Origin of the sequence: Blastococcus sp. MG754426, assembly GCF_021699055.1 — a bacterium.
In the GTDB taxonomy this organism is placed as follows: Bacteria; Actinomycetota; Actinomycetes; order Mycobacteriales; family Geodermatophilaceae; genus Blastococcus.
On record NZ_SSXC01000042.1, the window covers coordinates 1 to 22,964 of the forward strand.

A 22,964-nucleotide genomic window follows, 5' to 3' on the forward strand; every position below is an offset into this window, starting at 1 on the left:
GGGCGGGGCCGCGGCCAGCGCGTCCCGCAGGTCGTCGGACAGGGCCTCGAAGCGCGAGCCGCCCTCACCACCGCCGCGCGTCAGCGACGCCAGCGTGAGCACGGTACCGTCGCCGTCGCCGGCGGGCTCGGCCCGGGCGAAGACGCGCTCGCGGCGGAGCAGCAGCATGCCGAGCAGCCCGCCCAGGAGGACGATCGAGGCGCCCAGCACCCAGAGCTGCCCGGGGTCGTGCGAGTACTGCAGGGCGGCGAACTCCTTGACCCCGCTGAAGGTGATGCGGGTGCCGTCGGGCAGGTCGAACGACTCCCCCACCGAGAGGTTCGCCGAGCCGACCTCGGTGAGCCGGCCGCGCTCGATCTGGCTCTGGTCGATGGAGTACACCGACTGCGGCAGCCCCGAGTCCAGGCCGAGGTAGCCGGAGTAGGCGATCAGCGCCACCTGCGGGGCCAGGGGCCGCGGGTCGATCGACGTGAGCACACCGCCCTGCACCAGACCCGTCGGGGCGAGGAAGCCCTCCAGCGCCAGCTGCTCCTCCTGCCCCGGGACGTCGGGCAGCTTGAGCGCGCCCTCGCTGGCCATCGTCCCCTGGTCGGTGGGCAGGAAGGGCACGGTCAGGTCGGTGAAGGTGGTCCCGTCCGGGACGGTGACGGTGAACGACGGGCTGAAGCCGTGGCCGGTGACGTAGACGCGGTCGCCGTCGAGGCGCAGCGGGTCGTTCACGCCGATGGTGCGGGAGCGCTCCTCGCCGGCCGGGGCGCCGTAGCGGATGTCGGCGGTGAACGAGGCCGCCGTGAGGTTCTCCTCGTACTCGGCGGTGAACTGGTCGAGGTCGACGCAGAGGGCGTTGAGGTCGCCGCTGTCCACCAGCGGGCCCGCGGAGTAGGTGTCGTACTGCTGGAACGAGTTGCAGAAGCCCTGCCCCTCGGTGACCAGGATGCTGCCCTCGTAGCCCCACAGCTTCCCGCCGGCGAGGCCGAGCAGGAGGGCGAGCAGGGAGAGGTGGAAGACCAGGTTGCCGGTCTCCTTGAGGTAGCCCTTCTCCGCGGAGAGCTCCGGGCCGCGCGCCCCCTCGCGGCGGACGACGCGGAAGCGGCGCACCCGGAGCTCCTCCTCGACGACGTCGAGCGCGGCGCCGGGGTCGGAGGGGGTGGCGAGGCGGCCGGCGTCGGGGAGCCGGAGCAGGTTGCGCGGGGCCGGCGGCGGCGGGGTGCGCAGCGCGCGGGCGTGCTCGGCGGCGCGCGGCACGACGCAGCCGATCAGCGAGACGAACAGCAGCAGGTAGACCGCCGCGAACCACGGCGAGCTGAAGACGTCGAACAGGTACAGCCGGTCGAGCACCGGGGCGAGTTCGGGGTGGTCGGCGAAGTACTGGTTGACGTTGTTCTGCGACAGCGAGCGCTGCGGCAGCAGCGAGCCCGGCACGGCCGCCAGCGCCAGCAGGAACAGCAGCACGATCGCCGTCCGCATGGCGGTCAGCCGCCGCCACCAGCGCAGCAGCAGCCCGCCGAACCGCCGGCCCGCGGAGGGCCCCGGCGGCGGGGCGGGCGCGGCCGGGCGCGAGGGTGCCTCGACGCTCACAGCGCCGACTCCCCGAGGCCGGTGGCGGCCAGCCACGCGCGCAGCCAGCCCATCATCTCGGTCCACGCGCCGGTGAGCAGCAGCAGCCCGATCAGCACCAGCACGGCGCCGCCGAAGCGGGTGACCGCGCGGGCGTGCCGGCGCAGGAACGAGGTGGCGCCGACCGCCCAGCGGGCGCCGAGCGCGACCAGCAGGAAGGGCACGCCCAGCCCCAGGCAGTACGCGACGCCGAGCAGCGCGCCGCGGCCGGCGGTCGCCTCGGAGACCGCCAGCGAGTACACCGCGCCGAGCGTCGGCCCCAGGCACGGCGTCCAGCCCAGCCCGAAGACGATGCCGAGCAGCGGGGCGCCCGCCAGCCCGGCGACCGGGCGGGCGGTGAGGCGCTTGGTGCGCTGCAGCAGCGGCAGCCAGCCCAGGAAGCCCAGCCCGACGACGACGGTGATCGCGCCGAAGACCCGGTTGAGGGTGTCGGCGTGCTCCACCAGGAGCCGGCCCAGGCCGCCGAACGCGGCGCCGAAGGCCACGAAGACGAGGGTGAAGCCGAGCACGAACAGGAGCGCGCCGAGCACCATGCGGCCCCGCGGCGCGCGCTCGTCCACCGGCGCGCGCACCGCCGTCGCCGTCCCGCCGCCGGCGGGTGTGGCGGTGGGCGCGGGTGCGGCCGTGCGGGCACCGCTGCCGACCAGGCCGGTGACGTAGGACAGGTAGCCGGGGACCAGCGGCAGCACGCACGGGGAGGCGAAGCTGATCAGCCCCACGAGCGCGGCGACGCCGGCCGCCACGAGCAGCGGCCCGTCGGCGACCAGGCCGGCGAAGGTCTCGCCCACGGTCAGATCCCCTCCGCCAGCACCTGGTCCAGCACCGTCCGCAGGTCGTCCTGCTGCACGGCGGCGGTGTACACCGCGGCCACCCGGCCCTCCCGGTCCAGCACGATGGTGGACGGGATGGCGTTGGCGGGGTAGTCCCGGAAGGCGAGGGCGACCTCGCCGCGCGGGTCGAACAGCGACGGGAAGGTGATCTCCCCGCCGTCCAGGAAGGCCTGCGCGAGCTGCCGGTCGTCCTTGACGTTGATCCCGAGGAACTCCACGCCCTCGGCCCCCACCTCGCCGTAGACCTCCTCGAACTCCGGCGTCTCCACCCGGCAGGGCGGGCACCAGGAACCCCAGAAGTTGATGACCGCGATCTCGCCGTCCAGCGTGGCCGAGTCGAACGAGCCGCCGTCGAGCAGCTCGCCGGTGAACCGCGGGGCGGCCTGCCGCTCGGCGGGCGGGATCACCTCGCCGGCCGGGGTACCGGCCACGAAGCGGAACTCCCCGCCGTTGTTGACGTCGACGGCGTCCGAACCCGTGCTGCACCCGGTGAGCAGCGCCGCCGCGAGGACGGCCGTGAGCACCCGCCTCATGCGCCCGGCACCGCGTCGGGGTCGGTGGCGCCGGCCGGCTCGGCGTAGGTGACGCCGACGAAGCGGTCGTCCTCGTAGGTGAGCGAGGTGACGCTGGCCAGCGAGCACTGGCGGCGGCGCGGGTCGTGGGCGAAGCGGCGCCCCTCGACGTGCAGCCGGGTGGTCCAGATGGGCAGCTGGTGGCTGACCAGCACCGCCTCGTGGCCCCGCGCGGCGTCCCGGGCGGCCTCGACCGCGGCGATCATCCGCGCGGCGATCTCGACGTAGGGCTCGCCCCAGGAGGGCGCGATGGGGTTGCGCAGCTTCCACCAGTTGCGGGGGGCCCGGAAGACGCCGCCCCCGCGGCCCACGACCGTGCCCTCGAAGGCGTTGCCCGCCTCGATGATCCGCTCGTCGACGGCGACCTCCAGCCCGGTGGCCTCGGCCAGCGGGCGGATGGTCTGCCGGGCCCGCTCCAGCGGGCTGGACACCAGGTGGACGACGTCCCGCCCGCGGAACCACTCCGCGGCCGCGACCGCCATGGCCTCGCCGGCGGCGGACAGCCGGTACCCGGGCAGCCGGCCGTAGAGCACGCCGGCGGGGTTGTGCACCTCGCCGTGCCGGAGGAGGTGGACGACGGTGGTGGTCACGAGGAGCGCTCGCTGTCGACCGCGCCGGTGCGGTGGGTGTCGACCTCGGCGGCGGCGCGGGCCGCGGCGGGCAGCGCCTCGAGCACGCGGTCCAGCGCCTCGCCGTCGAGCTGGGCGTTGACGAACCACGCCTCGAACGCCGACGGCGGGAGGTAGACCCCGCGCGCCAGCAGCGCGTGGAAGAACGCGGTGTAGCGGGAGACGTCCTGCGTGCGGGCGTCGTCGTAGTCGCGCACCTGCCGCTCGTCGGGCACGAAGAAGACCGAGAACATGCTGCCGGCCTGCTGCACCCGGTGCGGCACCCCGGCGGCGAACAGCGCCGCGCTGGCGGCGCCGCGCAGCACCGCGGAGACCTCGTCGCAGCGCGCGTAGACCTCGTCGGTGCAGTTGCGCAGCGTGGCCAGCCCCGCCGCGACCGCCACCGGGTTCCCCGAGAGGGTCCCCGCCTGGTAGACCGGCCCGCTGGGCGCGAGGTGGTCCATGAGGTCGGCCCGGCCGCCGAACGCCGCGGCCGGCAGCCCGCCGCCCATGACCTTGCCGAAGGTGAACAGGTCGGCGTCGACCGGGTCCAGGCCGTACCAGCCCGACCGCGAGACGCGGAAGCCGGTCATGACCTCGTCGAGCACCAGCAGCGCCCCGTGCGCGGCGGTGATCCGCCGCAGCTCGGCGTTGAACCCGTCCAGCGGGGGCACGACGCCCATGTTGCCGGGCGCGGCCTCGCTGACGACCGCGGCGATCTGCGACCCCCGCTCGGCGAAGACCGCCTCGACGGCGGCGACGTCGTTGTACGGCAGCACGACCGTGTCGGCGGCGGCGCCGGTCGTCACCCCGGGGGTGTCGGGCAGCCCGAGCGTGGCCACGCCCGACCCGGCCGAGGCCAGCAGCGCGTCGACGTGCCCGTGGTAGTTGCCGGCGAACTTGACCAGCAGCGGCCGGCCGGTCACGCCGCGGGCCAGGCGCACGGCCGAGAGCACCGCCTCGGTGCCCGAGTTGACCAGCCGGACCCGTTCCACCGGGGCCACCCGGCTGCGGATCTCCTCGGCGAGCTCGAGCTCGCCCTCGGTGGGGGCGCCGAAGGAGAGCCCGCGGCGGGCGGCCGCGGTCACCGCCTCGACGACCGCGGGGTGCGCGTGACCCAGGATCATCGGCCCCCAGGAGCTGACCAGGTCGACGTAGCGCCGCCCGTCGGCGTCGGTGAGCCAGGGACCCGAGCCCTCGGCCATGAAGCGCGGCGTGCCGCCCACGGCGCGGAAGGCCCGCACCGGGCTGTTCACGCCGCCCGGGGTGATCGCCTGACCGCGGGCGAAGAGGCCGGCCGAGACGGGGGCCTCGTAGGTGTAGGGCGGGCTGTCCAACGAGGTCACGTCCCCAGTGTCCCCTCTGCGTCGGGCGAGCGGTCGGAGGCATCGCGCACACCCCCGAGCAGGGCGGCCCGCAGCGCCGCCGGGTCCCGCGTCGGGACCAGCACCGTCCGGCCGCCGGCCAGCCGCAGCGGCAGCCCCGTGCGGCCGCGCGGCAGCGACCAGCCCCCGCCGAGGACGGGGGCGCCGGCGTCCACCCCGGCGTCGGCACCGCGCAGCGCGCTCGCGTCGACGTCGCCCAGCGGCACCCGCTCGCGGCCCACCGCCAGGCCGTCGGCGTCCACCCGCACGGTCCACACCCGGCGGGCCGAGAGGCAGCCGATCGCGACCACGCCCGGCACCGCGACCAGCGTGAGCACCCAGACCAGCGGGGGGACGTCGGGACCGGGCAGCAGCAGGTCCCAGACGGCGAAGAGCCCGAGGACCCCGGCGACCAGCCAGAACGGCCGCCAGGAGCCCCCGGGCTCGACGTACGTCATGTCCCCGCCCACCCCGGGCTCAGCGGGCCAGCAGCCGCGCTGCCTCGACGGCCCAGTAGGTGAGCACCTGACCGGCGCCCGCACGGCGGATGGCGACCAGCGTCTCGAGGATCGCCCGCTCGCGGTCCACCCAGCCGTTGGCGGCGGCCGCCTCGACCATCGCGTACTCGCCGCTGACCTGGTAGGCGCTCACCGGCACCTCCACCGCCCCGGCGACCCGCGCCACGATGTCCAGGTAGGGCAGCGCCGGCTTCACCATGACCGCGTCGGCGCCCTCGGCGAGGTCCTGCGCCACCTCGCGCAGCGCCTCGTCGGCGTTCGGCGGGTCCATCTGGTAGGTCGACCGGTCGCCGAACTGCGGCGCGCCCTCGGCCGCCTCGCGGAACGGCCCGTAGAAGCCGGAGGCGTACTTGGCCGCGTAGGCCAGGATCGGCACCTCGGTGAACGCCGCGCTGTCCAGCCCGGCGCGGATCGCCGCCACCTGGCCGTCCATCATCCCGCTCGGCGCGACGAGGTGGGCGCCGGCCTGCGCCTGCGCGATCGCCACCGCGGCGTACCGGTCCAGCGTCGGGTCGTTGTCGACCACGCCCGCGGGCGTGACCACACCGCAGTGCCCGTGGTCGGTGTACTCGCACAGGCAGAGGTCCGCCATCAGCACCAGCTCGTCGCCGAGGTCCGCCCGCAGGTGCTGCAGCGCCACGTTGACCACGCCGTCGGCGGCGTCGGCCTGCGAGCCGACGGGGTCCTTGCCCGACGGGATGCCGAAGAGCATGAGCCCGCCGATGCCGGCCTCGGCCGCCTCGTGCGCGGCCTTCCGCAGCGAGTCGTGGGTGTGCTGGACGACGCCAGGCATCGAGCCGATCGCGACCGGCTCGTCGATGCCCTCCTTGACGAAGACCGGCAGCACCAGGTCGGCCGGGGCCACCCGGGTCTGCGCGGTCAGCCGCCGCAGCGCGGGCGTCGACCGCAGCCGGCGCCCGCGCGCGAAGCCCGGGCTGGCTCCCTGCAGCCGTCCCGCCCCGCCGCCCGCGCCCGTCACCTGCCCTCGCCGTCCTCCGCCTCGCGCAGCGACAGGGCGTGCTCGGCGAGCGCGTCCACCAGCGGCCCGACGGCGGCCGTCTCGGGCTGCACGTCGACCCGCAGGCCGAACTCCTGCGCGCTGGCCGCCGTCGCCGGGCCGATCACCGCGACGACGGTCTTGGCGTGCGGCTTGCCCGCGATGCCGACGAGGTTGCGGACGGTGCTGGACGAGGTGAAGCAGACGGCGTCGAAGCCGCCGCCCTTGATCGCCTCGCGCACCGCGGCCGGCGGCGGGGCGGCCCGCACGGTCCGGTAGGCGGTGACGTCGTCGATCTCCCAGCCGCGCTCGACCAGCCCGGCCGCGAGGGTCTCGGTGGCGATGTCGGCGCGGGGCAGCAGCACCCGCTCGATCGGGTCGAGCACGTCGTCGTACTCGGGGAAGTCGGCGAGCAGGCCCTGGCTGGACTGCTCCCCGGTGGGCACCAGCTCCGGCTGGATGCCGAACTCCCGGACCGCGTCGGCGGTCTGCTCGCCGACGCAGGCGACCTTCACGCCGGCGAAGGCGCGGGCGTCCAGGCCCAGCTCGACGAACTTCTCCCGCACGGCCTTCACCGCGTTCACCGAGGTGAAGACGATCCAGCCGTAGCGGCCGGTGACCAGGCCCTTGATGGCGCGGTCCATCTGCGCGGGGCTGCGCGGCGGCTCCACGGCGATCGTCGGCACCTCCACCGGCACCGCCCCGTAGGCGCGCAGCCGGTCGCTCATCTCCCCGGCCTGGTCCTTGGTGCGCGGCACGAGCACCCGCCAGCCGAACAGCGGGCGGCTCTCCCACCAGGAGAGCCGGGCGCGCTTGTCGACGGCGGCGCCGACGGTGGCCACCACCGGCCCGCTGAGCGGGTCGAGCCCGGCGGTCTTCTCCGCCACGGCGGCCAGCTTGGTCACCAGGCTCTTCTGGCCGGTGCCCGAGCCGCCGGTGGTGACGACCACCGGGGTGCTGCCGGCCAGGCCGCCCTCCACCAGGCGCACGGCGGCGTCGGGGAGCTGGTCGGCGGTGCCCTGGAGCACCAGCGTGCCCCCCGTACCGGCAGCGGCGCCGGCCAGCGCGGGCAGGTCCACGTCGGTGCGCAGGTCCGCGGTCACCGCGGTGCTGCCCAGCGCGACGCCCGCGAAGGCGGGGACGGCGGTGGCGGTGGCGACCCCCGGCACCACGTCGAAGGGCACCGAGGTGCGGCCGACGGCGAGCACCTCCTTGACCACGTCGTCGGAGGTGTAGGGGTCACCGGTGACGAGCCGGACGACGACGGCGCCGTTCTTCGCGGCCGCCACGGCGCCCTTGGCCACCTCCGCGGGCTCGCCGGACACCGGCGTGAGCTCGGCCTCCGGGTTGGCCTCGCGGACGGCGTCCTGGACGGCGGAGGCGACGTCGGGGTCGACGAGCACCACCGCCGCCTCGGCCAGCGCGGCGCTCGCGCGGGCGGTGAGCATGCCCGGGTCACCCGGGCCGGCGCCGACGAACACGACCCGGCCGGACTGGCCCGCGGTCTTGCGGAAGCGCGTCATGGCGTGCTCCTGATCCTGGCCCGACGAGGTCGGGCGTCTGGTATGGCCCGAGTCGCTCGGGCGTCTTCTGGGGTCTGGGTGGGGTGGGGGGTCACTCGCCGGCCGCCATCAGCGCGGCGGCGCCCCGGTCGAGCAGCTCCGCGGCGAGGCCCCGGCCGAGCGCCGCGGCGTCGGCCGGCGCGCCGGTGGCCGAGCCGCGGACGGAGTCGCTGCCGTCGATGGCGGTCACCGAGGCCCGGAGGAACAGCTCGGGGCCGGTCTCCCCCTCGGCGACCTCGGCGTAGGCGGCGACCGGGGCGCTGCACCCGGCCTCGAGCGCGGCCAGGGTGGCGCGCTCGGCCACCACGCAGGCGCGCGTGGCGGCGTCCTCGAGCCGGCCCAGGAGCTCGCGGGTGCGGGCGTCGCTGGTCCGGCACTCCACGGCCAGGGCCCCCTGGGCCGGGGCGGGGAGCACCTGCAGCGGGTCGAGGGTCTCGGTGATCCGGTCGGTGCGGCCGATCCGGCTCAGTCCGGCCCGGGCCAGGACGACGGCGTCCAGGTCACCGGGGCCGCCGGGCGAACCGGCCACCCGGGCGAGCCGGCTGTCGACGTTGCCGCGGATGGGCACGACCTCCAGGCCGAGGCCGAGGGCGCGCAGCTGGGCCACGCGCCGCGGGGCGCCGGTGCCGATCCGCGAACCGGGCGGGAGCTCGCCGAGGGTCAGCCCGTCACGGGCCACCAGGGCGTCGCGCGGGTCCTCCCGCACGGGCACGGCGGCGAGGGCGAGCCCCGGCTCGGGCGCGGTGGGCAGGTCCTTGTAGCTGTGCACGGCGAGGTCCACCTCGCCGTCCAGCAGGGCGCGGCGGATCGCCGTCACGAACACGCCGGTGCCGCCCAGCTGGGCGATCGCCGCCGAGGACCGGTCGCCCTCGGTGCTGATCAGCACCAGCTCGACCGGCACGCCGGTGGCCGCGGTCAGGGCGTCGGCGACCGCGCGGGACTGGGTCTGCGCGAGCACGCTGGCCCGGGTGCCCAGCCGCAGCGGGGTCGCGGCGCCCGCCGCCGCGGTCGCGGTGACCTGCACGTCGGTGGCGGTCATGCCGGGCCTCCCGGGCGGTCGGGGTCGACGGTGACGGCGTCGGCCAGCCGACCGGCACCGGGGGTGACGTCGGCGTCGATGCCCAGCCCGAACAGTGCCCGCAGCGCGCCCGCGTAGTCGGTTCCACCCGGCGTGGCGGCCAGTTCCTTGACCCGCACGGTGGGCTCGTGCAGCAGCTTGTCGACGACGCGGCGGACCGTGCGGGAGATCTCGGCGCGGGCGCGCGCGTCCAGGTCGGGCAGCCGGCCGGCGAGCCGCAGCAGCTCGGCGTCGACCACCTCGGCCGCCTGGCTGCGCAGCGCGGAGACGGTGGGCCCCACCTCGGCGGCCTGCCGCTCGGCGCGCAGCAGCGCCGCCTCCGCCTCGATCATCGCGCGGGCGGCGCTGATGTCGTCGGCCGCCACCGGGCCGGCGGTGGCAAGGCCGTCGTGCCGCTCGCCCTGGAGGAGGGCCAGGTCGACGACGTGCACGCCGGGCAGGGCGGCGACGCCGGGGTCCACGTCGCGGGGCAGCGCGAGGTCGATGACCACCAGCGGCCGGTCCCGGCGGCCGGTCATCGCCGGGGCGACGACGTCGGTGCCCACGACCAGCCCGGTGGCGCCGGTGCAGGTGACCAGCACGTCCGCGGCGGCGATCTCCCCGCCCATGCGCGACAGCGGCGCGGCGCGGCCCCCGACCGCCTCGGCCAGCCGCCCGGCCGACGCCGGGGTGCGGCTGCTGACCACCACGTCGGCGCCGCGGCGGGCCAGCGTGGTGGCGGCGAGCGCGCCCATGGAGCCCGCGCCGACGACGAGGACGGGGCGGCCGGCGAGCGCACCGATGCGGGCCTCGGCCCGGTCGAGGGCGACCGAGACCAGCGACGCGCCGGCCCGGTCGATGCCGGTCTCGGAGTGCACCCGCTTGCCCACGCGCAGCGCGCGCTGGGCGACCGGGTGCAGGGCGCGACCGACCGTGCCCTCCTCGCGGGCGAGGGCGTAGGCGGCACGGAGCTGGCCCAGCACCTGGGTCTCCCCGACCACCATGGAGTCCAGCCCGGCCGCCACGGTGAACAGGTGGGCCACCGCCTGGTCCTCGTAGTGCACGGTCACGTACGGGGAGAGCTCCTCGACCGTGGCGCCGGCCTGGCGGGCCAGCACGCGGCTGACGTCGGTGACGCCGCCGTGGAACCGCTCGACCTCGGCGAAGACCTCCACCCGGTTGCAGGTGGCCAGCACCAGCGCCTCGCTGACGTGGTCGCTGCCGACGAGCTCGTGCAACGCCTTGACCCGGTCGTCGGCGCCCATCGCGAACTGCTCCAGCAGTGCGACCGGTGCGGTCTGGTGGCTCACGCCCACCGCCAGGAGGCTCATGCCGACGCCTCCCCCACGGGCACCCGCTGCTGGCTCAGGAAGGCGAGCACCTGCAGCTCCACGGAGAGGTCGACGTGGCGGACGTCGACGCCCGCCGGGGCCGACAGGGTCACCGGCGCGAAGTTCAAGATGCTCCTCACCCCGGCCGCGGCGAGCCGGTCGCAGACCTGCTGGGCGACGTCGGCCGGCGTCGCGATGACCCCGATGGAGGCCTCGGTGGCCGCCACGACCGCCTCCAGGTCGGCCACGTCGCGCACGGTCAGCCCGCCGATGCACTGGCCGATGCGGTCCGGGGCGGCGTCGAGCAGGCCGACGAACTCGAAGCCGCGGCTGCCGAACCCCGCGTAGTCGGCGAGCGCCGAACCGAGGTTGCCGAGGCCCACGAGCACGCAGGCCCGCGAGCGCTCGGCGCCCAGCACGCGGGCGATCCGCTCGCGCAGCGCCCGCACGTCGTAGCCGACCCCGCGGACGCCGCAGGACCCCAGGTGCGAGAGGTCCTTGCGCAGCCCGGCGGGGTTGACGCCGGCCGCGGAGGCGAGGTCGCCGGAGGAGACGGTCGTCCGGCCGCCGTCGGCGAAGCTGGTCAGCACCCTCAGGTACACGGCCAGGCGGGCGACGGTGGCCTCCGGGATCGACCGGGGCCGCGGCTGGATCACGGGCTCTCCACAGCGGTCGCACCCGGGGGCCCGGCGGGCGCCGGGGGCGGGGCTGCGACATCGGGGACGCGGGCGCTCGACGCGCTCGCGTCCGCCACGGTAACCGCTTGTGAACGCAGGAACAAAGTCCCCAGGGCGGCAACGGGCCGCTGACCTGGACCGATCCGCCCAGAGATGTGGCGGACACCACCGTAACCACCGGGGCGCCGCCACCCGGACGGGGGGTCAGCCCGCCGAGCCCTCCGGCAGGCCGAGGTCCCGGCGCAGCCGGGGGACGTCGAGCGTGAAGTAAGAGTGCTCCCGGCCGTCGACCAGCAGCACCGGCACCCGGTCGCCGTACTCGGCCTGCAGCTCCGGGTCGGTGTCGACGTCGACCTCCACCGGCGCCAGGCCGGCGCTCGCGGCGATCGGGGCCAGCTGCTCGGCCGCGGTCAGGCACAGGTGGCAGCCCTGGCGCACCAGCAGCTCCAGCCGCTCAGCCACCGGTGCCCTCCTCGCCCTCCGCCGACGCCGCAGGATCGGCGGTGCCCGTGAGCCCCAGCTCGCGCAGCCGGGCACGGCTGACCTTGCCGGTGAGCGAGTGCGGCAGCGACGGGAGGAAGTGCACCGACGTCGGCACCTTGTAGCGGGCCAGCGACCCCGCCGCGTGGGCCTGCAGCTCCCCCACCGTCAGCCGCTCCCCCGGCGCCAGGGCGACGACGGCGCGCACCGCGGACCCGGTGCGGGCGTCGGGGACGCCGATCACCGCGCTCTCCAGCACCGCCGGGTGCTGGTCCAGGACGCGCTCCACCTCGGCCGGGTAGACGTTGAAACCGCTGACGAGCACCAGGTCGCTGCGCCGGTCCACCAGGTGCAGGTCGCCCTCGGCGTCGCGGTAGGCGAGGTCACCGGTGCCGAGCCAGCCGTCGGCGTCCGGCCCGTCGGCCCCGTCGGGCCAGTAGCCGGAGAACAGGTTGGGGCCGCGCACCCAGATCTCGCCGGGCCCCTCGTCGGCGCTGTCCTCGGCGCCCTCGGTGCCGGCGTCGTCGTCGCCCGGGAGCGGCGCCGCGGCGGCGGTGTCGCGCAGCACCAGCTCCAGCCCCGGCACCGGGCCGCCGATGCAGGCGGGCTTGGCCCGCCCGGTGGCGAGGGTGCTGGCCACGACGGGCGCGGCCTCGGTGAGGCCGTAGCCCTCCCAGACCGTGACGCCGGCGCGCTCGCGCATCGCCGTCCACACCTCCTCGGGCAGCGGCGCGGCACCGGCGGAGGCGATGCGGACAGCGGCGAACGCGCGGCGCAGCTCGGCGTCGGGGTGGGCGGGGTCCGCGCGGTTGCCGGCGTCGGCCGCGGCGAGCCAGGCCTGGTACATCGGCGGCGCCCCCGGCACCGTGGTGACCCGCTCCTCGGCCATGAGCGCCAGCGAGGCCCGCGGGTCGAAGGTCTCCTGCAGCACGGCGCAGGCGCCGGTGGCCGCGACCAGGCCGAAGCCGGCGTTGAGGCCGTACACGTGGAAGAGCGGCAGCACCAGCAGCACCCGGTCGTCGGAGCGCACCGGCGGCGGGGTCATGGCCAGGCACTGCTCCTGGTTGGCGCGCAGCGCACCCGAGGTGAGCATCGCGCCCCGCGGCCGGCCGGTGGTCCCGCTCGTGTAGCAGAGGAAGGCCAGCGCGGCGGGGTCGTCGGGCACCGCGGGCACCGGCCCCTCCGCCTCCGGCGGACCGGGGCAGACCGGCACCCCGGCCAGCTCGTCGCGCGTGCCGGGCGCGACCAGCAGCGAGGCGCCGGAGTCGGTGAGCACGTGCTCGAGCTCCGGGTCGGTGTAGGCGGTGTTCACCGGGACGACGACGAGGCCCACGCGCAGCCCGCCCAGCACCGCGCGCAGCCAGTCCACCCCGTTGGGCAGCTGGACGGCGACCCGGTCCCCCGCCCGGAGCCCGCGGCCGGCGTAGCCCGCCGCGACCCGGTCCGCGGCCGCGTCGAGCTCCGCCCAGCTGAGCCGGCGGCCCCCGGCCACCACGGCGGGGGCGTCGGGGTCGCGCTGCGCGGCGGCGCGGACCAGCGCGGCCAGCGAGGTGCCTGCCTCGGGCACGGGTAGCTCCTGTCGTCGGGACGGCGCGCAGCCCGGCCCGCCGTGCGCCCGGGGACGCGCGGGGGCAGGCTGCCGTGGACGGGCACGGGCGATGTTGTCACCATGGGGCCCGTGCCGCAGCCCGCGCGCGCCCTCCGGCGCGCCCGGCGAAACCAGGACGGTCCAGGCAGAGCGGGCCGAGGAGGAGGTCGAACGCCCCGCATGCCGCACCCCCTGGACGCCGAGCGGTCGGCCGGCGCCGGCTCCCGCCCGCGTCCGACACCGTTCCCCCGGGCCAGCGCCGAGGCCCTGCCCGCGCCCCCGCCGCCCGCCGCCGCGGAGCTGGCGACCGAGGTCGTCGCGGAGCTCGCGGAGATCGCGGCCGCCGACCCCGGCCCCGTCGCGGCCGGCGACGTGGACGTGTGGGAGCTGGTGCGCCGCACCCAGGCGGGTGACGCCGAGGCGTTCGGCCGGCTCTACGACCACTACGTGACGCTGGTGCACCGGTACGCCTACCACCGGGTCGGCGACCGGGCGACGGCCGAGGACGTCACCAGCGAGACCTTCGTGCGCGCGCTGCGGCGGATCGACTCGCTGTCGTTCCAGGGCCGCGACGTCGGCGCCTGGCTGGTGACGATCGCCCGCAACATCATCCGCGACCAGGTGAAGAGCAGCCGCTTCCGGCTGGAGGTCAGCACCGCGGACATGCGGGACGCCGACCGGGCCACCGACGGCCCCGAGGACGCCGTGCTGCAGCACCTCACGAACGAGCAGCTGCTGGCCTGCGTGAGGCAGCTGGGGAGCGAGCAGCAGGAGTGCATCGTGCTGCGGTTCCTGCACGGTCTGTCCGTCGCCGAGACTGCCGAGATCATGGGCAAGAAGGACGGCGCGATCAAGGCGCTCCAGCACCGGGCGGTCCGGCGGCTGGCGAGCCTGCTCCCCGAGGGCCTGCGGTGACCACCGCGCCGCGACCGGCCGTAACCGGCGGGCCCGCCCCGTCGTTGGGCAGGTCGCGGCGGGCGTCCGTCGCGAGCGGGACGTGCGCCGAGGCGACGACGGGAGGTGGCGGGTGATCCGGCCCGAGGACGGCTCGACCCCGACCGGCCCCGACACCGGGACCGCGGTCATCGCCCGTCTGGAGTCCCTCGCCGACCAGCTCGACACCGGTCCCGATCCCCAGTTCCGGTCCCGGTCGCGCGCCCGGCTGGTGGCGATGGCCGCCGTCCGCACGCCCGAGCCGGCGCCGCGCTCCCTGCGCCACCGGCTGCTGGCCGCCCGGGCCGTGGACCGGCCCCCGTCGCGGTGGCGGGGACGGATCACCGCCGGGCTCGCCGGCGCGGCGGTCGGGGTGACCGGCCTGGCCGCCCTGGTCGCCGTCGCGGCCGGCGCGCAGCCGGGCGACCCCCTCTACGACCTCAAGCGCGGCACCGAGCAGACGCAGCTGGCGCTGGCCGGCGACAGCCGCGGGCAGACCCTCCTGGAGCTGGCCGGCACCCGGCTGGAGGAGCTGGCACTCCTCGTCGGGACCGGGGACCCGGTGCTGGTCGAGCGCACCCTGCGGACCATGGACGAGCACACCACCCAGGCAGCCGGCTGGCTCACCGCCCAGGCCGTCCGGTCGGTCGACACCGCGCCGCTGGAGGTGCTGTCCCGCTGGACCGCCGGGCAGTCCGGCGGGCTGGCCGCCCTGGCCGGCGAGGTGCCGGCCGGCGCAGCCCCCGCGTACGCGCGCTCGACCGACCTGCTGGGCACCCTGGCCACCCGGGTGGAGGAGCTCCGCGGGACGCTGCGGTGCCCGACCGGGCCGGCCGTGGTGGGGGACGACGCCCTGGGCCCGGTCCCCGGGGTCTGCCTCGCCGACACGCCGGTGGCCGTCGTCGAGGAGCCCCCCGGCACGGTCCCGCCCGTCGCCGGCACCCCCGCCGACGTCCCGCCGTCGGCGGGGCCGTCCACACCGCCGGTGCCGGCGGCGCCTCCGGCGTCCGGCAGTCCGCCGGCCGGCGAACCGCAGCGGCCCGGGCCGGACGTGCGCACGGGCAGCCCGACGCCCACGCCGCGCACCCTCCCCCGGCCGCCGGTGCCCGACCTGCCGCAGCCCGAGCGCCCCGTCACCGGGCCGAGCGCCAGCACGCCCCCGCCGGTGGTGGCCGTCCCGCTGCCCGGTCCGCTGGAGGTCTGCCTGCCCCCGCTGATCACCGTGGGTGAGTGCTGACCGGGAACTGACCGGGGGCAACGCCCCGGCTAGGGTCGACGGAGCGGTGCCCGGGCCGCGGCGGGGCCAGCCCCGGGACCGTCGAGCCGGATCGAGTGAGGGAGGTCGTCGTGCCGCGACTGTCGGTGCGCGGTCGCCGCGCCACGCAGCCCGCCGGGGAGACCCGCGCCCACGTCGCCGGCGCCGCCTCCGCGGCGGCCGCCGAGGTCGCGAGCCCGCCCGCCGTCGAGCCCGACCTCACCGCCGCGGCGTTCTTCGACGTCGACAACACGATGATGATGGGCGCGTCGCTGTTCTGGTTCGCCCGCGGGCTGGCGGCCCGGAAGTACTTCTCCAACCGGGACCTCGCCCGGTTCGTCTGGCAGCAGGCGAAGTTCCGCATCGCCGGCAACGAGAGCGCCGACGACATGCTCACCATCCGCGAGAACGCCCTGGCCTTCGTCGCCGGCCGCGAGGTCGCCGAGATCCAGCAGGCCGGTGAGGAGATCTACGACGAGCTGATGGCCGACCGCATCTGGTCGGGCACCCGCGCGCTGGCCCAGCAGCACCTCGACGCCGGGCAGCGGGTGTGGCTGGTGACGGCGACGCCGGTGGAGCTGGCATCGATCATCGCCCAGCGGCTGGGCCTGACCGGGGCGCTGGGCACCGTCTCGGAGATCGTCGACGGGCGGTACACCGGCCGTCTGGTCGGGGAGCTCATGCACGGGCCGGCGAAGGCCGAGGCGGTCCTGGCGCTGGCCGAGCGGGAGGGGCTGGACCTGTCCCGGTGCACCGCCTACAGCGACTCGGCCAACGACCTGCCCATGCTCTCCCTGACCGGCACCGCCGTCGCCGTGAACCCCGACACCGAGCTGCGGGCAGCGGCCCGGGCCCGCGGCTGGACGATCCGCGACTTCCGCACCGGCCGGAAGGCGGCGAAGATCGGCGTCCCCACGGTGGCGGCGGCCGCGCTCTCCGGCGGGCTCGTCGGGGGCGCGGTGGCGCTGCGGCGGCGCAACAAGCTGCCCTGGTAGACCCCTGCGGAGGTCGTCAGCGGGCGAAGACGCCCGGGCGCCGCAGGAGGAGCTGGTACAGCGAGTGCTGGATGGTCTCGCGCACCTGGTCGGTCAGGTTGAACACCAGCATCGGGTCCTCCGCGGCGGCCGGGCCGTAGGACGCCGTCTCGATCGGCGCACCGAAGGCGATCAACCACTTCGAGGGCAGCGGCACCAGGCCGAGGGGACCCAGCAGCGGGAAGGTCGGTGTGACCGGGAAGTAGGGCAGCCCGAGGAGCCGGGCGAGGGTGCGGGCGTTGCCGACCATCGGGTAGATCTCCTCGGCGCCCACGATGGCGCACGGGATGATCGGCGCCCCGGTGCGCAGGGCCGCGGAGACGAAGCCGCCCCGGCCGAAGCGCTGCAGCGTGTAGCGCTCGCGGAACGGCTTGCCGATGCCCTTGAAACCCTCCGGGAAGACGCCGACCAGCTCGCCGCCGGTGAGCAGCCGCTCGGCGTCCTCGTTGCAGGCGAGGGTGGCGCCGAACTTCCGCGCCAGCGCGCCGACGACCGGCAGCTCGAAGACCAGGTCGGCGCCGAGCAGGCGGAACCGGCGGCCGGCCGGGTGCTCGTCGTGCAGCGCCACGGTGGTCATGAGCGCGTCGATCGGCAGCGTGCCGGAGTGGTTGGCCACCACGAGGGCGCCGCTGTCCGAGGGCACGTTCTCCAGGCCGGAGGTCTCCACCCGGAACCAGGACCGGAACAGCGGGCGCAGCGCCGGCAGCAGGACGTGGTCGGCGAGGTCGGGGTCGAGCCCGAACTCGTCGGTCTCGTACTCACCGGTCAGCCGCCGCTGCAGGAACTCGACCGCGCCGGCCAGCTGCTCCTCCCACCCCGGGGGCGACGGAGGCGCGCTCACGCGGGGCTCGTCGTCCTCGGGGCGCAGCCGGATCACCCGGGCCTCAGGCATCGCGCACCGCCCGCAGCGCCGGGGACGGCGGGGCCGGGCGCAACCGGTGCTCCACGGCCGAGGCGGTGTCGCCGATCCGCCCGAGCAGCGCGCGCAGGCCACCCCCCGCCGCCCGCACCACGGCCGGGTCCAGGACGGGCGGCACGGTGCGCGCGTAGTCGGCCAGCGCCGCCGCGGTGCTGTACCGCGGGGTGTAGCCGAAGTCGCGGCGGAGCACCGTCGTGTCCACCACGCGGCCGAAGTTGAGGAAGCGCATCTGCTCCGGGGAGTAGTCGACGAAGCCGAACCGGCGGGACAGCCGGCCGACCGAGCCCAGGGCGGGCGTCGGCACCGGGACCTCGAGGCGGCCCAGCCGGCGGATGGCCTGCGAGAGCAGGAGGGTGCCCTCGCCGCCCACGTTGACCGTGCCGGCGAACTCACCGGTGGTCGCCCGGGTCAGCACGGCGAGCGCGTCGTCCTCGTGCAGGAGCTGGACCCGGGCGTCGTACCCCAGGGCCGTCGGCACCAGCGGCATGCGCAGGAAGCCGGTCAGCAGCGAGTCGATGCGGGGGCCGATGAAGTTGGTGAACCGGAGCACGGCCACGTCGACGTCGGGACGGCGGCGGCCGAACGAGCGCACGTAGCCCTCGATGTCGACGCTGTCGCGGGCGAAGCCGCCGGCGGGCACCTGGCGCGCCTGCATGGCCTCGGTGAAGACCGCCGGGTCACGCGACGAGGCGCCGTAGACCGCGCTGGTCGACTTGAGGACGAACCGGCGGACCGACGACGCGCGCTGGCAGGCCGCCAGCAGCTGCATCGTGCCGATGACGTTGAGCTCCTTCATCGGCACCCGCCCGCCGGAGCCGGCGGGGGTGGAGCTGATGTTCATGTGCACCACGGTGTCGACCGACGCCGCGGCGATGACCTTGCCGATCAGCGGGTTGCGGATGTCGGCACGGACGAACTCGGTGCGACCCAGCCGGCGCAGCACGGCCGGCGACGGGGGGACGGTGTCCACCCCGATGACCCGCTCGATGCGCGGATCGGAGGCGAGCTCGGCCGCCAGCGCGCCACCCAGCCACCGGCTCACGCCGGTGACGAGGACGACCGCAGGCGGCACGAGCCTCAGCTCACTTCTTGTTGCGGCGCTGGACGCGCGTCTTCTTCAGCAGCTTGCGGTGCTTCTTCTTCGCCATCCGCTTGCGCCGCTTCTTGATGACCGAACCCACGTGTGTCTCCCGACTTCGAAATGATCAGCTCGAACGCGGCCGCAGAGCCTGCCCTGCCGTCGCCCGGCGACCGAGCGTACCCGAGCCGCAGCGCGGCGATGACACTGTCGCCCTCCGGGCGACACCGCGGCCGGCTGGCGCACCCCGTGTCGCACCGAGCCGTTTCGTCACGCCTCCGCGCACCCCGCAGGGCGCGCTCGACGCGATCATGCGGCGAGCCACCGGCTCCCGTCGGGTGGAGCCGGCCGTCGTTCCCGCCCCGGCCGACCCGGACGAGCCGGGACGAGGGGCGGGGTGTCCTCGGAGGCGACGGCGCTGTCGCGCTCCCGTCCCTCAGGCGATGTCGGTGTAGGCGTCGCGCAGGTAGTCCTGGACGGCGCGCTCCGGCACGCGGAACGAGCGACCGACGCGGACGGCGGAGAGCTCGCCCGCGTGGACCAGGCGGTACACGGTCATCTTGGAGACGCGCATCATGGCGGCGACCTCGGCCACGGTCAGGAAGGTGACGGCGGCGCGGGGGGCCGGGACCGCGGGGCGGCCGATCGGCATGGCGGCGGGGTGCTGGGCCGGCACGGGGCGGGCGACGGCCGCGGCGGTCATCGGGCGACCCATCTGGCGGGGGACGGGCATCCCCGGGCGGACGACGGTGGCGGCAGCGTGGCGCTGGGGCATGGTCATGTCTTCGTCTCCGGTACCTAGCTCGTGTCGTGGCGCCGGCTTCCCCACCGGCAACTGAACACGCACGCGCTGGTACTGAGAGTAAGGGGACGCGCGTGACTGAAGCGATGGGTGAAACGAACAGGCGGACCGGTCCGTCCTAGGCAGAACTACACCTATGCAACACGGTGCACACGCGTTCCGGCGCGTTTCGCGACACGGTGAGAAGTGGGTGACGCGGGGTGACGTCGTTTCACCCGGAGGTGCACTACCGTGTTCGCCCGCTCACGACGGGTGCTCGTCGACGTGTCGACACGGGAAGGCGCCGGCACCGCGTCGGAGCCGGTCGACGTCAGGACTTGTCGACCGGCGCCGTCGTCCCGCCTCGTCGTCGGCGTCGCCGTCAGGAGCTGTCGCGGCCCAGCTCGACGGAGCGCGCGTGCGCCGCCTCGATCGCGGCCATCAGCGCGGCCCGGACGCCGTGCTTCTCCAGCTCCCGGATGGCGGCGATCGTCGTGCCGCCGGGGCTGGAGACCGCCTCGCGCAGCTGGACCGGGTGCTCCCCCGAGTCGCGCATCATCACCGCGGCGCCCAGGGCCGTCTGCACGATGAGGTCCGCGGCCAGCGCGCGCGGCAGCCCCAGCAGGATGCCGGCGTCGACCATCGCCTCGACCAGGTAGAAGAAGTAGGCGGGCCCGCTGCCCGACAGCGCGGTGACGGCGTCCTGCTGCGTCTCCGGCACCCGGCGCACCTGCCCGACCGCCGCCAGCAGCGCCTCCGCCTCGTCGAGGTCCTGCTCCCCCGCGTGCGCACCGGCCGAGAGCACGCTCATGCCCTCGTCCACGAGCGCGGGGGTGTTCGGCATGACCCGCACGACCGGGACGCCGGACGGGAGCGCCGCCTCGATCCGCGCCGTGGGCACGCCCGCGGCGACGGAGACGACGAGGTGCCCGTCGTCGACGTGCTCGGCGACCAGCCCGAGGAGGGCGTCGATGTCCTGCGGCTTGACCGCCAGCAGCAGCACCCGCGCCCGGGCCGCGGCCTCGCCGAGTTCCACCGCGGGGACCCCGTAGCGCCCGGTCAGCTCGGCGGCGCGCTCCGGGCTTCGCTCGACGACGAGCAGCCCGTCGGCCCCGCCGCGCCGGACCAGACCGGACAGCAGCGCCTCACCGATCTTCCCGCCGCCGACGATGGCCAGGCCACGGCGGCCGGTGGCGGTCACCGCCGCACCCCCAGGGCGGGCACCTGCGCGCGGACGGCGTGGCCGGCGGCAGGCAGGCGGCGCTGCTCCCCGGTCGGTTCTCCCCAGGGCATGACGTGCTCCCAGCTGTCGGGCGCGCTGCGGGGCGCGGGCGGGCGGGTACGCCCGAAACCGTAGTGCTCGGGCGTGTGCCGGCTCCGGGCCCCGGGTAGCGCCGCCCCATGGCAGGAGAACTGGACGGGATGAGGGTGGCCGTGCTGGCCACCGACGGAGTGGAGCAGGTCGAGCTGGACCGCCCCTGGCAGGCGCTCGAGGAGGCCGGCGCCGAGCCGGAGCTGGTGTCGTTCTCGACCGGCACCATCACCGCCTACGACCACATCGACAAGGGCGAGCGGCGGACGGTCGACACCGACCTGGGCTCGGCGGACCCGGACGACTACGCGGCGCTGGTCCTGCCCGGCGGCGTCATCAACGGGGACTTCGTGCGCGCCGACGCCGACGCGGTGGCGTTCGTGAAGGCGTTCTTCGACGCGGGCAAGCCGGTGGCGGCGATCTGCCACGCCCCCTGGGTGCTGATCGAGGCCGGGGTGGTGCGCGGCCGCCGGATGACCTCCTGGCCCTCGCTGCAGACCGACCTGCGCAACGCGGGGGCGAACTGGGTGGACGAGGAGGTCGTGGTCGACGGGAACCTCGTGACCAGCCGCAAGCCCGACGACCTCGACGCCTTCGGTGCGGCGATCGTCGACGAGTTCGCCGCCTCGCGCGACGCCGAGCCGGCCGACGCCTGACCCGGGGTCAGGACGTCGCGAGGAGCGTGGCCGCCGGGGCGATCGTGAGCAGGGTGCCGGCGAACACCAGGACCGCGAGCAGGCGGGCCCCCACCGGTTCCGAGCCCTGGCGCTCGCGCCACGCGTTGACCCCCACCACCAGGCCGGTGACGGCCAGCGGGGCCAGGAAGACCGCCAGGTGCGGGATCAGCTCCCAGAGCACGGTGGCGGCGAAGTAGATGCCCACCCCCGCCGCGAGGGCGATGACCAGCTCGCCGGCGAACCGGAGCCAGGCCAGGGCGCTCTCGCGCGGGGTGGCGTCGAGGTCGGCGTCCTCGCCGCGCACCACGGGGATCGGCCCGGTGGACGCCACGCCGTCGCGGGCGGGCGCGCCGGCCGCCGTCGCCCCGCGGGCGGACCGGCGGTCGGGCCCGCGCTGCGCGCCGGCCGCCTCCGCCGCCTCGGCGGGACGACGCAGCGGGGGCACCGGGCCGGAGGGGTGCGGCACACCGGGCTTGCGGTCCGGGCGCAGACCCGGGATCGCGGCGGTGGCGGGGTCGGCGGCGCGGCCGGCCGGGCGGGCCGCCCGCGTGGCCAGGGGCTCGGCCTCGGGAGCCCGCAGGTCGCTCCGGCGCCGGCCGTAGCCGGCCCGGTCCGCGCCCGCATCGGCACGCCGCTGGCGGATGCCCGTGTCGTCCTCGTCGTCGGCGCGGCGGCGCCGGGCGGTGCGCGCCGCGGACTCGATGCCGGCCTCGCGCAGGATCTCGGCGAGCGAGCGCCCACCGGTGTCCGGGTTCCAGTCCGGTTCGGCCATCACGCCCCTCCCAACGAGTCCAGCCGGCGGAGGATGACCCCTTCGCGCAGCGCCCACGGACAGATCCGCACGCACGGTACGTCGAGCGCACGCAGAGTAGCGGCAGCCACGACGGCGCCGGCGGGAACCTGGTGCGCCCGCGCGGCGGACACGCCGGGCAGCTCCGCCAGGGCCGACGACTCGATCCGGGAGACGAAGCCGACCAGCTGCCCCAGCCCGGTCGCCGTGAGCTCGCGCGGGACCCGCAGCCCGCTCGCGGACGGCGCGGCGCCGGCGAGGCGGGCCAGCGTGCGGAAGGTCTTGCTCGTCGCGGCGACCAGGTCCGGCGGGCCGGCCGCGGCGATCTTCTCCGCGGCGGGCGCGAGCAGGTCGGAGGCATGGGCGGAGAGGGCCTCCAGCGCCGCGAGGTCGGGCCGGCCGCCCGCGTCCGCCCGCGGCAGGAAGCGCCGGCTCATCCGCCCCGCGCCCAGGGGCAGGGAGAGGGCGACGTCGGGGTCCTCGTCGATGCCCGCGGCGAGTTCCAGCGAGCCGCCGCCGATGTCCAGGACGAGCAGCCGGCCGGCGCTCCAGCCGAACCAGCGCCGCACCGCCAGGAAGGTCAGCCGCGCCTCGTCCTCGCCGCTGAGCACCGTGAGGTCGACGCCGGTGCGCTGCCGGACCCGGTCCAGCACCTCCAGGCCGTTGGCCGCCTCCCGGATGGCCGAGGTGACCAGCGCCATCAGCTCGTCGCAGCCCTGCGCCTCCGCCTGGTCGCAGGCCCGCTGCACCGCGATGAGCAGCGCCTTCTCCCCCGCCTTGGAGAGCACGTCGTCCCTGCCCACGTGCTCCGCGAGCCGCAGCACCGACTTGTCGTCGTGCATCGGCGTGGGGTGCGCACCGCGGTGGGCGTCCACCACCAGCAGGTGCACCGTGTTCGAGCCGACGTCCAGCACACCCAGCCGCATGGGGCGATTCTGCCTGGCTCCGCCCCGGGGCTCGCGCCGAGCGGAGCGGAGCAGCGGC

Annotated in this window: 24 protein-coding genes; 4 read left to right on the forward strand and 20 right to left on the reverse strand. The window is 76.3% G+C overall.

The features are described 5' to 3' along the window. The 13 genes from E9549_RS14120 to E9549_RS14180 form a co-directional block, all read right to left on the reverse strand. The coding region (locus E9549_RS14120; RefSeq protein WP_236827178.1) for a cytochrome c biogenesis protein ResB at window positions 1-1,578 on the reverse strand (1,578 nt) is incomplete at its 3' end. After that, window positions 1,575-2,405, reverse strand: a complete 831-nt coding sequence (locus E9549_RS14125) for a cytochrome c biogenesis CcdA family protein (protein WP_236827179.1) — start codon at window positions 2,403-2,405, stop codon at window positions 1,575-1,577. The genes E9549_RS14125 and E9549_RS14120, both read right to left, overlap by 4 nt. A gap of 2 nt (window positions 2,406-2,407) precedes the next feature. Next, window positions 2,408-2,980, reverse strand: coding sequence for a TlpA disulfide reductase family protein (locus E9549_RS14130; protein ID WP_236827180.1), 573 nt, complete (start codon window positions 2,978-2,980; stop codon window positions 2,408-2,410). After that, window positions 2,977-3,609, reverse strand: a complete 633-nt coding sequence (locus E9549_RS14135; protein ID WP_236827181.1) for a histidine phosphatase family protein — start codon at window positions 3,607-3,609, stop codon at window positions 2,977-2,979. Before E9549_RS14135 ends, E9549_RS14130 begins: the two co-directional genes overlap by 4 nt. Continuing rightward, complete coding sequence (gene hemL / locus E9549_RS14140; RefSeq protein WP_236827182.1) at window positions 3,606-4,973, reverse strand: glutamate-1-semialdehyde 2,1-aminomutase; 1,368 nt, start codon at window positions 4,971-4,973, stop codon at window positions 3,606-3,608. Before hemL ends, E9549_RS14135 begins: the two co-directional genes overlap by 4 nt. Next, window positions 4,970-5,449 carry a DUF4175 domain-containing protein gene (locus E9549_RS14145; RefSeq protein ID WP_236827183.1) on the reverse strand — a complete coding sequence of 160 codons (480 nt, stop codon included), beginning with the start codon at window positions 5,447-5,449 and terminating at the stop codon, window positions 4,970-4,972. Before E9549_RS14145 ends, hemL begins: the two co-directional genes overlap by 4 nt. 19 nt (window positions 5,450-5,468) lie before the next feature. Then, complete coding sequence (gene hemB / locus E9549_RS14150; protein WP_236827184.1) at window positions 5,469-6,488, reverse strand: porphobilinogen synthase; 1,020 nt, start codon at window positions 6,486-6,488, stop codon at window positions 5,469-5,471. Continuing rightward, window positions 6,485-8,029: a uroporphyrinogen-III synthase gene (locus E9549_RS14155; RefSeq protein WP_236827185.1), complete on the reverse strand. Its 1,545-nt coding sequence runs from the start codon at window positions 8,027-8,029 to the stop codon at window positions 6,485-6,487. Before E9549_RS14155 ends, hemB begins: the two co-directional genes overlap by 4 nt. A 91-nt stretch (window positions 8,030-8,120) precedes the next feature. Then, window positions 8,121-9,107, reverse strand: a complete 987-nt coding sequence (gene hemC / locus E9549_RS14160) for a hydroxymethylbilane synthase (protein WP_236827186.1) — start codon at window positions 9,105-9,107, stop codon at window positions 8,121-8,123. Continuing rightward, window positions 9,104-10,456 (reverse strand): glutamyl-tRNA reductase, encoded by a 1,353-nt coding sequence (locus tag E9549_RS14165; protein ID WP_236827187.1) that lies wholly within the window; start codon window positions 10,454-10,456, stop codon window positions 9,104-9,106. Before E9549_RS14165 ends, hemC begins: the two co-directional genes overlap by 4 nt. Beyond that, entirely contained in the window at window positions 10,453-11,112 is a 660-nt protein-coding gene (locus E9549_RS14170) for a redox-sensing transcriptional repressor Rex (protein WP_236827188.1), read from the reverse strand. The genes E9549_RS14165 and E9549_RS14170 overlap by 4 nt, the downstream gene beginning before the upstream one ends. Window positions 11,113-11,337: 225 nt before the next feature. Continuing rightward, window positions 11,338-11,595: a glutaredoxin family protein gene (locus E9549_RS14175; protein WP_236827189.1), complete on the reverse strand. Its 258-nt coding sequence runs from the start codon at window positions 11,593-11,595 to the stop codon at window positions 11,338-11,340. Then, complete coding sequence (locus tag E9549_RS14180) at window positions 11,588-13,180, reverse strand: AMP-binding protein (RefSeq protein WP_236827190.1); 1,593 nt, start codon at window positions 13,178-13,180, stop codon at window positions 11,588-11,590. The genes E9549_RS14175 and E9549_RS14180 overlap by 8 nt, the downstream gene beginning before the upstream one ends. A gap of 201 nt (window positions 13,181-13,381) precedes the next feature. Here E9549_RS14180 and E9549_RS14185 point away from each other — a divergent pair, with 201 nt between their 5' ends. The 3 genes from E9549_RS14185 (at window position 13,382) to E9549_RS14195 (ending at window position 16,384) form a co-directional block, all read left to right on the forward strand. Then, window positions 13,382-14,116 carry a sigma-70 family RNA polymerase sigma factor gene (locus tag E9549_RS14185; RefSeq protein WP_236827191.1) on the forward strand — a complete coding sequence of 245 codons (735 nt, stop codon included), beginning with the start codon at window positions 13,382-13,384 and terminating at the stop codon, window positions 14,114-14,116. A gap of 112 nt (window positions 14,117-14,228) precedes the next feature. Beyond that, window positions 14,229-15,371, forward strand: a complete 1,143-nt coding sequence (locus tag E9549_RS14190) for a DUF5667 domain-containing protein (protein WP_236827192.1) — start codon at window positions 14,229-14,231, stop codon at window positions 15,369-15,371. A gap of 110 nt (window positions 15,372-15,481) precedes the next feature. Further along, window positions 15,482-16,384: an HAD family phosphatase gene (locus E9549_RS14195; RefSeq protein WP_236827193.1), complete on the forward strand. Its 903-nt coding sequence runs from the start codon at window positions 15,482-15,484 to the stop codon at window positions 16,382-16,384. Window positions 16,385-16,400: 16 nt separating this feature from the next. On the opposite strand, the gene E9549_RS14200 is transcribed toward E9549_RS14195, so the two are convergent. From E9549_RS14200 to proC, 5 genes are all read right to left on the reverse strand, one after another. Then, window positions 16,401-17,315 carry a lysophospholipid acyltransferase family protein gene (locus E9549_RS14200; RefSeq protein WP_236827194.1) on the reverse strand — a complete coding sequence of 305 codons (915 nt, stop codon included), beginning with the start codon at window positions 17,313-17,315 and terminating at the stop codon, window positions 16,401-16,403. After that, on the reverse strand, window positions 17,308-18,414 hold the full coding sequence (locus E9549_RS14205) for an NAD-dependent epimerase/dehydratase family protein (protein WP_236827195.1): 1,107 nt from the start codon (window positions 18,412-18,414) through the stop codon (window positions 17,308-17,310). Before E9549_RS14205 ends, E9549_RS14200 begins: the two co-directional genes overlap by 8 nt. A 10-nt stretch (window positions 18,415-18,424) precedes the next feature. Then, window positions 18,425-18,523, reverse strand: coding sequence for a 30S ribosomal protein bS22 (locus E9549_RS14210; RefSeq protein WP_012854759.1), 99 nt, complete (start codon window positions 18,521-18,523; stop codon window positions 18,425-18,427). A 333-nt stretch (window positions 18,524-18,856) separates the two neighbouring features. After that, on the reverse strand, window positions 18,857-19,072 hold the full coding sequence (locus E9549_RS24505) for a helix-turn-helix domain-containing protein (protein ID WP_374201438.1): 216 nt from the start codon (window positions 19,070-19,072) through the stop codon (window positions 18,857-18,859). Between the two features lie 511 nt (window positions 19,073-19,583). Then, complete coding sequence (proC, locus tag E9549_RS14220) at window positions 19,584-20,402, reverse strand: pyrroline-5-carboxylate reductase (RefSeq protein WP_236827197.1); 819 nt, start codon at window positions 20,400-20,402, stop codon at window positions 19,584-19,586. A 200-nt stretch (window positions 20,403-20,602) separates the two neighbouring features. Between proC and E9549_RS14225 the strand changes: the two genes are divergently transcribed. Then, a complete protein-coding gene (locus tag E9549_RS14225; RefSeq protein WP_236827198.1) occupies window positions 20,603-21,169 on the forward strand; it encodes a type 1 glutamine amidotransferase domain-containing protein in 567 nt (188 codons plus the stop codon). Window positions 21,170-21,176: 7 nt separating this feature from the next. Here the strand turns inward: E9549_RS14225 and E9549_RS14230 are convergent, their stop codons facing one another. Both E9549_RS14230 and E9549_RS14235 read right to left on the reverse strand, forming a co-directional pair. Next, window positions 21,177-21,962 (reverse strand): hypothetical protein, encoded by a 786-nt coding sequence (locus tag E9549_RS14230; protein WP_236827199.1) that lies wholly within the window; start codon window positions 21,960-21,962, stop codon window positions 21,177-21,179. Further along, window positions 21,962-22,906, reverse strand: a complete 945-nt coding sequence (locus tag E9549_RS14235) for a hypothetical protein (RefSeq protein WP_236827200.1) — start codon at window positions 22,904-22,906, stop codon at window positions 21,962-21,964. Before E9549_RS14235 ends, E9549_RS14230 begins: the two co-directional genes overlap by 1 nt. Window positions 22,907-22,964: the final 58 nt, after the last annotated feature.

Coding starts and splice junctions, on each gene's coding strand:
- E9549_RS14130 (WP_236827180.1), bottom strand. CDS start 2,980: ATGAGGCGGGTGCTCACGGCCGTCCTCGCGGCGGCGCTGCTCACCGGG.
- E9549_RS14145 (WP_236827183.1), bottom strand. CDS start 5,449: ATGACGTACGTCGAGCCCGGGGGCTCCTGGCGGCCGTTCTGGCTGGTC.
- E9549_RS14155 (WP_236827185.1), bottom strand. CDS start 8,029: ATGACGCGCTTCCGCAAGACCGCGGGCCAGTCCGGCCGGGTCGTGTTC.
- hemC (WP_236827186.1), bottom strand. CDS start 9,107: ATGACCGCCACCGACGTGCAGGTCACCGCGACCGCGGCGGCGGGCGCC.
- E9549_RS14165 (WP_236827187.1), bottom strand. CDS start 10,456: ATGAGCCTCCTGGCGGTGGGCGTGAGCCACCAGACCGCACCGGTCGCA.
- E9549_RS14185 (WP_236827191.1), top strand. CDS start 13,382: ATGCCGCACCCCCTGGACGCCGAGCGGTCGGCCGGCGCCGGCTCCCGC.
- E9549_RS14200 (WP_236827194.1), bottom strand. CDS start 17,315: ATGCCTGAGGCCCGGGTGATCCGGCTGCGCCCCGAGGACGACGAGCCC.
- E9549_RS24505 (WP_374201438.1), bottom strand. CDS start 19,072: ATGCCGATCGGCCGCCCCGCGGTCCCGGCCCCCCGCGCCGCCGTCACC.
- E9549_RS14225 (WP_236827198.1), top strand. CDS start 20,603: ATGGCAGGAGAACTGGACGGGATGAGGGTGGCCGTGCTGGCCACCGAC.
- E9549_RS14230 (WP_236827199.1), bottom strand. CDS start 21,962: ATGGCCGAACCGGACTGGAACCCGGACACCGGTGGGCGCTCGCTCGCC.
- E9549_RS14235 (WP_236827200.1), bottom strand. CDS start 22,906: ATGCGGCTGGGTGTGCTGGACGTCGGCTCGAACACGGTGCACCTGCTG.